Source organism: Buttiauxella agrestis ATCC 33320 (assembly GCF_000735355.1).
Taxonomy (GTDB): Bacteria; Pseudomonadota; Gammaproteobacteria; order Enterobacterales; family Enterobacteriaceae; genus Buttiauxella; species Buttiauxella agrestis.
In genome coordinates, this window is sequence record NZ_JMPI01000022.1 from 1 (window position 1) to 14,230 (window position 14,230).

Consider the following 14,230-nt stretch of genomic DNA (forward strand, 5'->3'; position numbering starts at 1 on the left):
GTACGGTAGGTAGGTAGGTAGNGNGGAAAACTACGAAACCTGCAATTTCAATGTGCTCTTGCGCCAGCGCACGACATCCGCAGCAATAAATAGAAGCAGACTCACACCCATGACGGGCAAGCAGTAGCCAAATACCGCCGCGATTAACATCATGGCTGCACGCCAGAAGCCGGGCAGCGCCAGCCACGCCTCGCTCAGCGTTTGTGCGGGATTGCTCGCAGAAATCGCCGGGCGTTTTAACCACCACATCCGGTATCCGAGAATAATCATCGCGCACAGGCCAAAGCCGAATGCGGCGAGTAACAGCTGGTTTGTCAGGCCAAACAGCACGCCCATATGCGCATCAATTCCCCAGCGTGTGAGTTTTGCAACCAGCGGGAAATCGGCGAAAAACGTTCTGTCGATGACTTTAAAACTGTGGGGATCGACCGCTGCGGTATCGACATGCGTTGGCCAGGCGCGGTCAATTTCAGTCACCGTCCAGGCTTTATCGGCGGCACGAGGAGGGCGAATTTCTATTTTGTGCGACTCGATTCCTGCTGCGCGAGCGGCAAGCAGAACGCGATCCCAACTGTCATCTGCGGCATCGGGCATCACCATTCCCGGCATCATGCCGTGATGTTCGGCATGGGGATCGTGGTGCTGATGGCCGGTTTGCGGTGCCAGTGATGTATTCACCTGCGGCGTCATCCAGCCCAGCGAACTGCGCATTTTGTCGATATTGCCACCTGCCCACTGCGACCAGGTCAGCCCGGTCGCGGAGAAAAATAACAGGCCAAGCAGTAACGTTGCACCGAGGGTGATGTGCCAGTGGCGTGCTTTGCGTTGCGGGGTGTGTCGCACTTTTAGCTTTCGTTTCGGACGTGAAGTCAGCCACAGCACCACACCACCCAGGGCGGCAACCCACAGCCAGGATGCTGCCAGTTCGCTGTAAATTCGCCCAATATCTCCGAGCAATAATCCACGGTGGAATTGATCAATCCAGGTACGCAACGGCAGCACGCCGCTGGTGCCGTACACCGTCATATCGCCCTGAATGGCCAGTGTGGAAGGAGAGACAAAAATGGCTCTGGACTCAGATTCTCCCAAAGAAGAATCGGCAAATTGCACGCGGGTGGTGTCTCCGGGTTCTGGTGCCGGGCGTATCGCGTAAATAGTCGCTTCTTCGCCAATATAGTGACGAGCCGCCGCTATTTGCTGCGAAAGCGAGTAGTTTTGACCTGAGTCCTGAGTGTGGATCGCGTCATGATAAAGCGCGTTCTCAATTTGCGGCGTTAAAACGTATAACGTGCCGGTGAGGGCCGCGACGAAAATAAACGGGCCGACAAACAGGCCAATATAGAAATGCAGGCGACGCAAAAGCGTCAGCAGCGCGCCACGGTAGGCGAGCTGAGATTGATTCACAGACATGATAATCCTCTGTCGTTAAAAGAAGTGTGTATTAACGAAGCAGGGCGACAGGAGGGGCGCGTGGCAGCGCTTCGGCGTCATCATGTTGGGCAAGAAGTGGGGCAATAACGGGTGGCGGAGGAATACGAGAAATGCGCCAGATTAACCAAATAAACGGAATAAATAACCAGACAATCAACGGAATATGCAGCAGCAACTGGCAATAACCGCAGGCGATATCATCCATCAACGATGCGCCTATGCCTGGCATCAGATGCGAAGGCGAGGGCATTTTCTCGCCAGCCATTTCCATCATCATGCCGCCTGAGTGGCTCATCATATGATGCTCGCCATTCATCGCAACGCGCCGGTGCTCCAGTGATTTTGAGATCACCGGGGCGATAAAAAGCATCAGCATCGCCAATATGGCGAGTGCTGCAGGCAGTTTATGGCGTGATAAAGAGAAAAGTGATGGCAACCGGGCTATCCGTAGTACAACCGTTTTGTTGCGCGATTGTACACGGATTGATGGGGAATGTTAAAACCCTCCCAGTTTGCAGAGAGGGGGAAAAGAATCAGGCTTTCAGCGTCGCCATATCTATCACGAAGCGGTACTTCACATCGCTTTTCAGCATCCGTTCGTAGGCTTCGTTGATATCCGGCATATTGATCATCTCGATATCGGAAACAATCCCGTGTTCACCACAGAAATCCAGCATTTCCTGGGTCTCTTTGATACCGCCAATGCAGGAACCTGCAACGGAACGACGGCCCAGAATCAATGGCAGCGTGCTGACAGGCGGCTCAATTTTGCCCAGTAAACCCACGTACACCAGCGTGCCATTCAGCGTGAGGGTTGGCATATACGGGTTAATGTCATGGTCGTAAGGTACGGTGTCGATAATTAAATCGAACTGGTTGGCGACCGACGCCATTTGCGCTTCATCGGTTGAAAGTACGATGTGATGCGCACCTAAACGGCGGGCATCTTCTTCTTTGCTGGCGGAACGGGTGAATAGCGTGACTTCGGCACCCATCGCGTTAGCCAGTTTTAGCGCCATATGGCCCAGGCCTCCCAGGCCGACAACCGCCACTTTACTGCCTTTACCCACATTCCAGTGGCGCAGCGGAGACCAGGTTGTGATACCCGCGCAAAGCAGTGGTGCGGCACCTTTCAAGTCCATTCCATCAGGCATTTTCAGCACGAAATCTTGTGAGGCAACAATGGCCTGGGAATAGCCACCGTAGGTGGGTTGGTGATCGTGGCGGTCCACACCGTTATAAGTCTGGGTGTTGCCTTCTTCGCAATACTGCTCCAGCCCTTCTTGACACGGATGGCAGGTGCGACACGAGTCGACCATGCATCCTATTCCTGCGTAATCGCCCGGTTTAAATTTTGTGACGTTGCTACCCACTGAGGCCACGCGCCCCACAACTTCATGGCCTGGCACCACAGGATACTGGCTGAAACCCCAGTCGTTACGTGCCTGGTGCAGGTCTGAGTGGCAAACCCCGCAGTACATCACTTCAATCACTACGTCATCCGGACGCGGTTCGCGTCGCATAAACTCGAAGGGAGCAAGTGGAACTTCTGCGGACTGAGCCGCATAACCGAGCACTTTCATCGTCATGTTAATTCTCCGGATTGAGAGTCTATACCCAAAATAATTGAATTTGCTTCAAGGCGGCAAACTCGAGAATCCCCGGGAGCTTACTCAAGTAAGTGACTGGGGGGAGTGAGTGCAGCCAACGCAGAAGCAACTTCAAGAATGAAGGGTATCTTTTTTGTATTGATCGTCGCTGACGTGTTCCATCCACTCGACCGGGCTGCCGTTGAGTGATTCAGCAATGGCGATATGTGTCATCGCGTTGTCGGGTGTCGCACCATGCCAATGCTTCACGCCCTCGGGGATCCAGACAATATCGCCTTGATTCATTTCACGGATGGCACCTCCCCATTCCTGCAACCAGCCATGACCATGAGTGATAATCAGCGTTTGCCCTAACGGATGTGTGTGCCATGCGGTGCGTGCGCCCGGTTCAAAAGTGACGGTGGCACCGCCGGTTCGGGCGGGTGGCGTGGTCTGGAAAGGTGCATCTATACGGACTCTACCTGTGAAGTAACTTTCCGGGCCCGATTGAGATGGCTGAGATCCCGCCTGGATAATTTTCATTTTTTCTTCCATTTTTTCCTCGATTCGACGTTTATAGTCGGAGTTAGATGGACAACAGTGACTCTGAAGTATAGGAAACTCACCCAGGCTTGCCGTGTTATCCGAAAATGAAACTCTATCACCGCGCCCGCAAGGGGATTAGCTCACCTGATACGGCAGGGTCTATGAGCTGAATTCATGAATGGGAATTGCGGCTAAAGGAGGGGGCTTCCTCTTTTGCAAGAGGAAACAAATTGTTAGTGGCTCTGGATGAGCGGGTGAATCGAAAGATTACGCATGTAATATTCGTTGAAATTTGAAAAGCCACTTTTTCTGATCGCGACTTGCTTATGATGGCTGACAGTTTTAATCGAAATACCTAACTTATCGGCAATGCTTTTATGTGGCATTCCTTCGAGTAGCAACGAAACGATTTCTACTTCGCGATGAGAATGCGTATTGCGATAATAAAAATTTGAGTTGAGTTCATTTGTGCTTTTGTTGGGTTTTAATAAAATGGACTGTAATTCACTAATTGATATCGTAGGAGGAATAAGGACTCCACGCGGCGAAAAGTTATGTGATTTTAAAATATAAAAAACATGTCGTTCAGCAATAAAGTAGTTAAACGTGTGAGGGTCATTTTTCTGATCGCTAAGCTGGGTTAACAGGCCGAGAAGCTGGCTGTTAGGGATTTGCCTGACCGTGAGTACAGCATTTGGCTCATGAAAATTAGAAAGGGCCTTTTCGACACCCGGCAACAAAAAGCGGTTGTCACTAAGAATATAAATAACCTTGTTTGATAATACAGTCACAATATAAATCCTTTTAATAAGATGTATTACTGGTTAAAGTTAGAGGAGAGTGTAGTTTGCGGCTGAAATAAAATGTTACCAGTCACTTTATCATGTTTTTTGTGTTAATAAATGGCTGGCATCATTAGTTATAATTAAGGGGGTATTTAGCAATGCTAAATACATTGAAATGTCATAGGCTTCGATGAGTGCAAGAATATTCTCAATCCTATTTTGGACAAAATAATTTATTCATTCGCCCATATTTCAGAATGTTCACGCATCAATTCGGTTAAAAGACCTCCATCGGCGATAAACTGTCGAATGCGTCGGGTATCACTCTCGTTATTACGCACATAGCGCTCAATGGACTCTAACGCTGAAAACCCCTTAAGTTGCGTGGCGTACGGAGCAAGGGTATCAAGCAGCGGTAAAATATCTTCCGCCATCGTGCGTTGTTCACCGCTGCGCACATCCGTCAGCACACCTTCAAATCCAAAACGGCAGGCTTGAAAACGATTGAAGCGGTAGAGCAGATAATCTTCTGAACGCGGTACGAATGGTCGTTCGGTTAACAACCAGTGAGCCAGTGCCTGAAGAAACCCGGCAATATTCACCGCGCGAGTGATGGTCAGGGGAGTGTCCATGACGCGCACTTCAACCGTGCCAAATTTTGGGCTGGGGCGAATATCCCAATGCAGGTCTTTCATGGATTGCACAATGCTGCTGGACTCAAGGCGTTGATACATCCATTTGAATTCGTTCCAGTCACTCACAAATGGCGCGGGGCCGTTATCCGGGAATGCGGAGAAGATATTCAGGCGTGACGAGGCATAAGTGGTGTCAGCCCCCTGGATATAGGGCGATGATGCGGACAGCGCAATCACATGCGGTACAAACCGCGACAACCCGTGCAGCAAATAAATGGCATCTTCTTCGTTATCACAGCCGATATGCACATGCTGACCAAACACGGTCGCCTGCTTCATTAAATAACCGTAAAGCTCCAGAGTCTGGTTATATCGTTCACTCTGGCAAACTTCCTGGCGCTGCCATTTCTGGAAGGGGTGAGTGCCACCACCGCAAATAGCCACATGATGTTGGCTTGCTGATTGCAAAACCTGCGTGCGTAAACCGGAAAGTTGGGCATAAGCCTCTGTGATATCACCGCACACTCCGGTGGCAATTTCGAGCATGCTTTCAGTGATGTCATGTTTGACTTCACCCTCAGTCACCGCCTCTTTCAGTGAACTAATCAGCAGGGAAGAATCCTGGCTCAGATCGTTTCCCGGCGGATTGATTATCTGCAATTCCAGCTCCACCCCGAGGGTGTACGGGTCGGAATGAACAAAATCTCCTAAAGGCATGCTGTCTTCTCGCAACTGAACCCTACGTGAATTCAGTATAGCCAGCAGCAGGAGAAATGTTTGTGGTATTAGCTGATTTTATCTCATTATTCTTGTTGAGAATTATCCAATACCCATTATTGCAACGAAAATATTGTAAAGAATATTCAGGATATTAAAAATGCCTTAATAGTTGCACATGAATTCATCAGCCATCATTATATGCGCTGATTCGGAAGGAGATGTTATGAAAGATTTGGTTTCACTTTTTAGCAAATTTGGAATTGTCATTGACCAGACAACTTCCATATTTGTGGTTCTGTGTATTATTTTTGTATTTTCATTAATAGTCCATTTTATTCTGCACAAAGTTGTTCTGCGCACCTTTGAAAAACGTGCAAACTCAAGCCAGCATTTGTGGCTGCAAATTATCACGGAAAACAAGTTATTTCATCGGGTTGCGTTAGCGCTGCAAGGTATCATCGTTAATGTTCAGGCGGTACTGTGGTTGCAGAAGGGTACGGATGTCAGCACGATTCTGATTATCTGCGCGCAGCTATGGATTATGCTCTATTCCTTGTTGTCGTTATTTTCCTTGTTGGATGTTATTTATAACTTCTCACAGAAATTTACCGTTGCCTCAAATATTCCGCTTAAAGGCATATTCCAGGGAGTGAAATTAATCAGCTCGATAATCATTGGTATCATGATGATTTCGAGAGTCATCGGCCAATCGCCAGCGATTCTTATCAGCGGCCTGGGTGCGATGGCGGCGGTATTAATGTTGGTATTTAAAGACCCTATTCTGGGGCTGGTGGCGGGGATTCAGCTTTCGGCAAACCGCATGTTAAAGCTAGGTGACTGGTTGGAAATGCCAAAGTTCGGCGCAGATGGTGCCGTTACCGATATCGGCCTGACCACCGTTAAAGTCCGCAACTGGGATAACACCATTACCACTATCCCAACCTACGCGCTGGTTTCAGATGCCTTTAAAAACTGGAGTGGGATGTCGCAATCTGGCGGCCGTCGTATTAAGCGCAGCATTAATATTGATACCACCAGTATTCATTTTCTCTCAGAGGATGAAATTCAGCGTTTAACCCATGCGCGTTTATTAAAACCGTATATAGATTCACGCAGTAAAGAAATTGAAGACTATAACCGTACGCATAATAGCGACGGGACTTCAGTGCTTAACGGACGCAGAATGACGAATGTTGGCACGTTCCGCGTTTATCTGACTGAATATCTGCAAAACCATCCGCGTATTCGCAAAGACATGACCTTAATGGTTCGCCAGCTTGCGCCTGGTGCTGAAGGATTACCGATAGAGATTTATGCCTTTACCAATACCGTGGCATGGCTGGAATATGAAGCCATTCAGGCTGATATTTTCGAGCATATTTTCGCGGTCGTTGACGAGTTTGGTTTGCGTATTCACCAGGCACCAACCGGCAATGATATTCGTTCGATTGTGTTGCAGAAGGCTTTGTAGGTCGGTTACGCGTAGCGTCAACCGACACAAATAACCTTATCAATCACGGTCAATCGAAAACCAACGCTTCCAGATAAAGCGAATCACGAAGTATTCGATTGCACCTAACGCCAGGAACCACAGGCAGAAAATAATGGTGTAGAGCTGGTTCATATCCAGCAGGTGAAACATCGTGATGAGCTTTTGCGCCAGTTCAATCGTCAGCGCCGGAGCCGGAAGCAGCAGGCAGGAGAAAAAGGCCAGCAGCAAAATACTGCCAGCGCTCATCAGGGTTTCAAGGGGGTGTTTCATCATTATTGTTACGCCGGAAGTCAGGTGAAAATAGCCAAAAAGGCTATTGTCCGGGAAAATAACGGCTGATACAAATCCCCGGCGCAAACGCCGGGGACAGCAGGGCGAATCCACTACAACCCTTCAGTGCTTTCTTTCTTCGCTTCTTTCGCCAGAACCGCCCGATACCAGCGCGGATGGTGTTTCTGCGCCCAGCGGCGGCTAACTTTGCCGACGATCATGCCTTTTATCGAACCTTTCACCCAGAACGCCATGTACATATGAATCAGGATGGCGTGAATCAAAATAATGGCGACAGTGGCGTGAATCAGCAGGCTGTAGCGCACCAGTTTGATGGGAAAGTACGAGGCAAAATAAGGCCGCCAGATAATTACGCCCGTCACCAGCAGCACGAAAATCATGCTCATAATGGTCCAGAACATCATCTTCTGACCGGCGTTATATTTGCCGACATCCGCCACTTTATGCTCGTTGCCTTTCAGCACTTCGACAATATTTTTCACCCACGGCCAGTCCTGCTTTTCCGGGATATTGTGATGCACGAAACGCGCAAACATAAACATCAGCGCCACGAAAATCAGCACCCCAAAGAACGGATGCAAAATGCGCCCCATTTGCGGTGTGCCGAAGGTTTCGGTCAGCCATTGCAGTGTCGGGAAGAACAGCGCAATACCCGAGAGCGACACCAGGAAGAAGCAAATCACTACCGTCCAGTGGCAAGCGCGGTCGATAAACTTCGTCCTGACAATTGATTTGCTCTGCTTAATCATGATGTTCGTCCTCGTCTTCATCCACTTCTTCATTCGGCCCGACGCCGATGTAATGGAAAATCAGCCCGGCGAAGGTGGCGATAAAACCTGCCGCCGACAGCGGTTTGAGGATCCCTTTCCACAGGTTGATTGGCGTGTCGATTTGCGGATCTTTCGGCAGATTGTGATACAGCTCCGGCTGGTCGGCGTGGTGCAGCACATACATCACGTGCGTGCCGCCCACCGCCTGCGGATTGTAAAGCCCGGCGTGCGGATAGCCGCGCTTTTGCAGCTTCGCCACGCGCTCGTCGGCCACGTCTAACATCTCCTTTTTGGTGCCAAAATGAATGGCACCCGTCGGGCAGGTTTTCACGCAGGCTGGCTCCTGGCCGACGCTGACGCGATCCACACACAGCGTGCATTTGTAGACGCGGTTATCGTCTTTATTCAGGCGCGGAATATTGAACGGGCACCCGGCGATGCAATACCCACAGCCAATACAATGTTCCGACTGAAAATCGATGATCCCGTTAGCGTACTGAATGATGGCGCCCGCCGACGGGCAGGCCTTCAGGCAGCCCGGATCTTCACAGTGCATGCAGCCATCCTTGCGGATAAGCCACTCCAGCTTGCCGTTTTGCGTGGTTTCGCTAAAGCGCATTAACGTCCAGGATTTGGCGCTCAAATCGGCGGGGTTATCGTAAACCCCGACGCAATGACCGACTTCATCGCGGATGTCGTTCCACTCCGAACAGGCGACCTGGCAGGCTTTGCAGCCGATACAGCTTGAGACGTCAATTAGCTTGGCGACTTCTTCTTTGAAGTCACGAGCCTGCGGCGGCGGCGTAAAGCCGTTGGTAGCCGAACGCTTGATAATATCCTGAGATTGCATGGACATGAGTTCGCTCCTTACGCCTTCTCAATGTTGACCAGAAACGCCTTGTACTCTGGCGTTTGCGAGTTAGCGTCACCGACGGACGGCGTTAGCGTATTGGCGAGATAGCCTTTACGCGCCGCGCCTTCAAAGCCCCAGTGCAGCGGAATACCGACGGTTTCCACTTCCTGCCCGCCAGCGTTCAGCGTTTGCAGGCGCTGCGTGACCACCGCAACGGCGCGAATAAACCCGCGTTTGCTGCTGACTTTCACGTGGTCGCCGTTGGCAATACCTTTGCTTTTCGCAAGCGCCACGCTGATTTCCACAAACTGCTCGGGCTGCGCAATCGCGTTAAGCCGCGAGTGTTTAGTCCAGGTATGGAAATGCTCCGTCAGGCGATACGTGGTGCCGACATACGGGAACTCATTGCGTTTGCCCATGCGTTTAGCGTCAGCTTCATACAGGCGAGCTGCCGGATTCGACACCACATTTGGGTGCAGCGGGTTGGTGCCCAGCGGCGTTTCAAACGGCTCGTAATGCTCAGGGAACGGGCCTTCCGCCATTTTGTCGATGGCAAACAGGCGGCCTAAACCTTCCGGCTGCATGATAAACGGCCCCACGCCGCTGCCCGGTGCGGCAGTGTTGTAGTCCGGTATATCGTTGCCGACCCACTTCGCCCCGTTCCATTGAATCAACATGCGTTTCGGGTCCCACGGCTTGCCCTGTGGGTCAGCTGACGCGCGGTTGTAGATAATGCGGCGGTTGAGCGGCCACGCCCAGGCCCAGCCGAGCGTGTTACCCAGCCCGGACGGATCGGCGTTATCGCGGTTCGCCATCTGGTTGCCTTTCGCCGTCCAGCTCCCGGTATAAATCCAGCAGGCAGACGCGGTAGAACCGTCGTCACGTAACAGCGCAAACGAGTCCAGAAGCTGGCCTTTCTTCGCCAGCAAATTCCCAGCCGGATCGTAGAGATCTTCCAGCGCGTAGCCGTTGTTCTCTTTAGCGACTTCTTCCGATTCAGGATGGTCAGGCTGCTCGTAATGCCAGCCCATTTTCAGCAACGGCTCAGCGCCTTTACCGCCTTCGGTGCGATAAAGCTGGCGGATTTGATGGTAAATCCCGGCCAGAATTTCTCCGTCGTTACGCGCTTCTCCCGGTGCATCTGCCCCTTTCCAGTGCCACTGCAACCAGCGCCCGGAGTTGGCAATCGAACCGTCTTCCTCGGCAAAGCAGGTGGACGGCAGGCGGAACACTTCGGTCTGAATCGCCGCCGGGTTCACGTCGTTCATCTCGCCGTGGTTCTGCCAGAAGTTAGACGTTTCGGTGACGAGTGGGTCGATAATCACCAGATATTTCAGCTTGCTAAGGCTTGCGACAATTTTGTTTTTATCCGGGAACGACGCCACCGGGTTAAAGCCCTGGCAGATGTAACCCGTGACTTTATTGCGGTCCATCATGTCGAAATACTTCAGCACGTCGTACGCCTGGTCCCACTTCGGTAGCCAGTCAAAGCCCCAGTTGTTATCTTTACGCGCATCGTCGCCATAGAACGCTTTCATCAGGCTGACGAAGAACTTCGGATAGTTGCCCCAATAGTTCACCTGGCCCGGCAGCGTGGCTTTTGGCGTGTTTGCCGTCAGATAAGTTTGCAGGTCGGTGTGCTTTTCAGAAGGCAGCGTCAGATAACCCGGGAGGCTTGTGGACAGCAGGCCGAGATCGGTCAACCCCTGAATGTTGGAGTGCCCGCGCAAGGCGTTCACACCGCCGCCCGCCATGCCCATATTGCCGAGCAATAACTGGATCATCGCCATGGTGCGAATGTTCTGCGCGCCCACGGTGTGTTGCGTCCAGCCCAGGGCGTACAAGAAAGTGGTGGTGCGATCGGCGGCACTGGTGGAAGCCAGCACTTCACACACTTTCAGGAAATCGGCCTGCGGCGTGCCGCAAATATGCTCGACCATTTCCGGCGTATAGCGGGAAACGTGCTCTTTGAGCAGGTTCCACACGCAGCGCGGGTCGGTTAGCGTATCGTCGCGTTTCGCATAACCGTTTTCGTCGAACTGATAGTTCCAGCTGGTTTTGTCGTACTGGCGTTTTTGCTCGTCATAGCCGCTAAACAGGCCATCATCGAAGCTAAAATCGTCACGCACCAAAAGGCTGGCATTGGTGTAATGCTTTACGTATTCGGCGTTGATTTTGTTATTGGAAATCAGGTACAGCAGCACGCCCGACAGGAAAGTAATGTCGGTGCCGGAGCGGATTGGCGCATAAATATCCGCCACCGATGCGGTGCGGGTAAAGCGCGGATCGACCACAATCAGTGTGGCGTCGTTGTTGTTTTTGGCTTCCATCGCCCAGCGGAAACCCACCGGATGCGCTTCTGCGGCGTTGCCGCCCATCACCATCACAACGTTGGCGTTTTTGATATCAACCCAGTGGTTGGTCATCGCACCGCGACCAAATGTTGGAGCAAGACTTGCTACCGTTGGTCCGTGTCAGACGCGTGCCTGGTTATCTACCGCTAACATGCCCAGCGAGCGGACAAATTTCTGTGTCAGCATGCCGGTTTCGTTGCTGGCCGCCGACGCACATAACATGCCGGTGGAGAGCCAACGGTTTACCGTGACGTTTTGCTCATTCTTCTCAACGAAATTGGCATCGCGGTCATCTTTCATCAGGCGAGAAATACGCGCGAACGCATCTTCCCAACTGATGCGCTGCCATTTATCGGAGCCTGGCGCGCGGTATTCCGGGTAACGCAGGCGGCTTTCGCTGTGGATATAATCCAGCAGACCCGCGCCTTTTGGGCATAATGCCCCACGGTTTACCGGGTGATCCGGGTCACCTTCAATATGGAAAATGCTGGATTTAGCGTTTTTCGAGCCATCGCCCAGGCTGTACATCAACAAACCACAGCCTACGGAGCAGTATGTACAGGTATTGCGGGTTTCTTTGGCACGCAAAAGCTTAAAGTTGCGTACCTCGGCAAGTGCCGCTTTGGGAGAAAATCCCAGAACTGCGGCGGTAGTCCCTGCCATCCCGCCGGCACAGATCTTGAAAAATTTTCTGCGACTGACGTCCATCGTAACCTCACTGTTATGACGTTTGAATGGTCGCGAAAATACCCATATTTACCGGTTGGTTATTGAGCAAAATCAAGTCGCTAAACATTGGATAGCCAATTACCCCTTCATGAGTAGGGGTAATGGCGGGGGATTAACCATAACGAGATAATGATTGGCGATATTTAGCGCAGAGTCCCTCGCCACTGCTCATCCGTGGCAAACCACTCCACCAGATAATCCAGCATCGCGCGCAGCGTGGCAGGCATCTGTTTGCGGGTGGTGTAAATGCCGTAGATCCCCATCGCCTGCGGTTGGTAGCCTGGCAATAGTTCTACAAGTTCACCTTTTTCCAGTAGCGGGGCGGCAGAATAGTACGGTTGGAGCGAAATCCCCGCGCCCTGTAGCGTCCCCGCCAGCAGCACCACCGATTCATTAGCGCTGAGATTACCGCTCACCGCCACGGCAGATTTTTCCCCTGCACGGTCAAAATGCCACAGGCTTTTGCCGAACCAGTTGTAAGTCAGGCAATTATGGCTGGCGAGATCTTCCGGATGATTCGGAGTGCCGTTTGCCGCCAGATAAGCAGGAGCGGCGCATACCACCGAGGCGCAGGTGGAAAGCGGGCGGGCAATCAAATTCGGGTCCAGTTCATTGGTGATACGCAGTGCCAGATCGATCCGTTCTTCCACCAGATTTACCGTGCGGTTGTTCATTTGCAGATCGACGCTCACCTGAGGGTGGCGTTTCAGAAACTGCGTCACGGCCCCCGCCAGCGCGGTTTGCCCCAGCGACTGGGAGCAGGTGATGCGCAGCAGGCCGCGTATTTCCTCGGTCTGATTATCCTCGACCAGATCGATGGCTTCGGCGACCGCGAGCATTTTGCGTGACAGGCTCAGGGTTCTTTCGCCCGCATCGGTCAGGCTCAGTTTGCGCGTGGTGCGGTGCAGTAGGCGTGCGCCCGTCCACTCTTCCATCTGCGCCAGATAACGCGTCACCATGGCTCGCGACATCTCAAGATGGTCTGCGGCGGCAATCATACTGCCCAGATCGACAATGGTGACAAACACCCGTGCGGAGGTAATGCGATCCATTATTCGTCCGATTTATGCAATGAATAGTTGCTCATTATCCGGTTTTTGTATCAATTTATGCAACGTAAGATGTGCCTATCATTAAGACAATTAGGGACATCTGCTATGTTTAAAAAATCTGTACTTACTCTGACTCTCGCAAGCATTACGACTCTGGCGCACGCCACCAGTCCGTTAACGATGGAAGTTTACAATCCCGGTGAGAAAAGCGTGTTCCCGGTGTCATCCGAGATAGTCAGCGGCGAGAAAGAAGTGGTGCTCATTGATGCGCAATTCCAGGGTAACGACGCCGAGCAGCTGATTCAGAAGATCAAAGCGACCGGCAAAACGCTGACCACCGTTTACATCAGCCATTCTGACCCGGACTTCTACTTCGGTCTGGACAAAATTAAGGCCGCGTTCCCGCAGGCAAAAATCGTCGCCACGCCGGAAACCATTGCGGCGATTAATGCCTCGAAAGAGGGCAAACTGGCTTACTGGGGACCGATCCTCAAAGAGAACGCGCCACAATCGGTGGTGGTGCCGCAGCCGCTTCAGGGCAACAGCTTCATGGTTGACGGCCAGAAAATCGAAGTAAAAGGCCCAACGCCAGACCGCACCTATGTGTGGATCCCCGCGCTAAAAGCGGTGGTGGGCGGGGTGCCAGTGGCGGGCAATAATATTCATCTGTGGGTGGCTGATACTCAAACGCCGCAATCGCGTGCCGACTGGCAGCAAACGCTGGAAAGCATCAAAGCCCTGAAACCGGAAGTGGTGGTTCCAGGCCATTTCCTGCCGGGCGCACCGCAAACGCTTGAGTCGGTCACGTTTACGCAAAACTATCTGACGAGGCTGGAAAACGCGTTGCCGAAAGCCAAAGATTCAGCTCAACTGATTGCGGCGATGAAAAAGCAGTATCCGGGCCTAAAAGATGAGTCGAGCCTTGAGCTAAGTGCGAAAGTGCTGAAAGGTGAGATGAACTGGCCGCAGTAACCAGGAGGCAA

13 protein-coding genes are annotated in these 14,230 nt (G+C 51.9%); 2 read left to right on the top strand and 11 right to left on the bottom strand.

Features of this window, described 5'->3' with window-relative positions:
* Positions 1-30: 30 nt before the first annotated feature.
* From GBAG_RS04765 to GBAG_RS04790, 6 genes are all read right to left on the bottom strand, one after another.
* Positions 31-1,410: a PepSY-associated TM helix domain-containing protein gene (locus tag GBAG_RS04765; RefSeq protein WP_051873637.1), complete on the bottom strand. Its 1,380-nt coding sequence runs from the start codon at positions 1,408-1,410 to the stop codon at positions 31-33.
* A 31-nt stretch (positions 1,411-1,441) separates the two neighbouring features.
* The gene (locus GBAG_RS04770; RefSeq protein ID WP_034493864.1) at positions 1,442-1,867 is read right to left on the bottom strand and encodes a DUF2946 domain-containing protein; all 426 of its coding nucleotides are present in this window, start codon (positions 1,865-1,867) and stop codon (positions 1,442-1,444) included.
* A gap of 97 nt (positions 1,868-1,964) precedes the next feature.
* Positions 1,965-3,020: an NAD(P)-dependent alcohol dehydrogenase gene (locus GBAG_RS04775; protein ID WP_034493865.1), complete on the bottom strand. Its 1,056-nt coding sequence runs from the start codon at positions 3,018-3,020 to the stop codon at positions 1,965-1,967.
* Positions 3,021-3,152: 132 nt separating this feature from the next.
* On the bottom strand, positions 3,153-3,575 hold the full coding sequence (locus tag GBAG_RS04780) for a (R)-mandelonitrile lyase (RefSeq protein WP_034493866.1): 423 nt from the start codon (positions 3,573-3,575) through the stop codon (positions 3,153-3,155).
* 224 nt (positions 3,576-3,799) lie between these two features.
* Positions 3,800-4,357, bottom strand: a complete 558-nt coding sequence (locus GBAG_RS04785; RefSeq protein ID WP_034493867.1) for a helix-turn-helix domain-containing protein — start codon at positions 4,355-4,357, stop codon at positions 3,800-3,802.
* Positions 4,358-4,584: 227 nt separating this feature from the next.
* Entirely contained in the window at positions 4,585-5,703 is a 1,119-nt protein-coding gene (locus GBAG_RS04790; RefSeq protein WP_034493868.1) for a YbdK family carboxylate-amine ligase, read from the bottom strand.
* A gap of 226 nt (positions 5,704-5,929) precedes the next feature.
* Here GBAG_RS04790 and GBAG_RS04795 point away from each other — a divergent pair, with 226 nt between their 5' ends.
* Positions 5,930-7,177 carry a mechanosensitive ion channel family protein gene (locus GBAG_RS04795; RefSeq protein ID WP_034493870.1) on the top strand — a complete coding sequence of 416 codons (1,248 nt, stop codon included), beginning with the start codon at positions 5,930-5,932 and terminating at the stop codon, positions 7,175-7,177.
* 39 nt (positions 7,178-7,216) lie between these two features.
* Here the strand turns inward: GBAG_RS04795 and GBAG_RS04800 are convergent, their stop codons facing one another.
* The 5 genes from GBAG_RS04800 to GBAG_RS04825 form a co-directional block, all read right to left on the bottom strand.
* On the bottom strand, positions 7,217-7,468 hold the full coding sequence (locus GBAG_RS04800) for a DUF1158 domain-containing protein (protein ID WP_034494557.1): 252 nt from the start codon (positions 7,466-7,468) through the stop codon (positions 7,217-7,219).
* A 113-nt stretch (positions 7,469-7,581) separates the two neighbouring features.
* Complete coding sequence (gene fdnI, locus GBAG_RS04805) at positions 7,582-8,235, bottom strand: formate dehydrogenase-N subunit gamma (protein WP_034494559.1); 654 nt, start codon at positions 8,233-8,235, stop codon at positions 7,582-7,584.
* A complete protein-coding gene (gene fdxH / locus GBAG_RS04810; RefSeq protein ID WP_034493871.1) occupies positions 8,231-9,115 on the bottom strand; it encodes a formate dehydrogenase subunit beta in 885 nt (294 codons plus the stop codon). Before fdxH ends, fdnI begins: the two co-directional genes overlap by 5 nt.
* Before the next feature lie 11 nt (positions 9,116-9,126).
* On the bottom strand, positions 9,127-12,174 hold the full coding sequence (fdnG, locus tag GBAG_RS04815) for a formate dehydrogenase-N subunit alpha (RefSeq protein WP_156104856.1): 3,048 nt from the start codon (positions 12,172-12,174) through the stop codon (positions 9,127-9,129).
* Between the two features lie 164 nt (positions 12,175-12,338).
* Positions 12,339-13,247, bottom strand: a complete 909-nt coding sequence (locus tag GBAG_RS04825; protein WP_034493874.1) for a LysR family transcriptional regulator — start codon at positions 13,245-13,247, stop codon at positions 12,339-12,341.
* Between the two features lie 105 nt (positions 13,248-13,352).
* Between GBAG_RS04825 and GBAG_RS04830 the strand changes: the two genes are divergently transcribed.
* On the top strand, positions 13,353-14,219 hold the full coding sequence (locus GBAG_RS04830; protein WP_034493875.1) for an MBL fold metallo-hydrolase: 867 nt from the start codon (positions 13,353-13,355) through the stop codon (positions 14,217-14,219).
* The last annotated feature ends 11 nt before the right edge of the window (positions 14,220-14,230 follow it).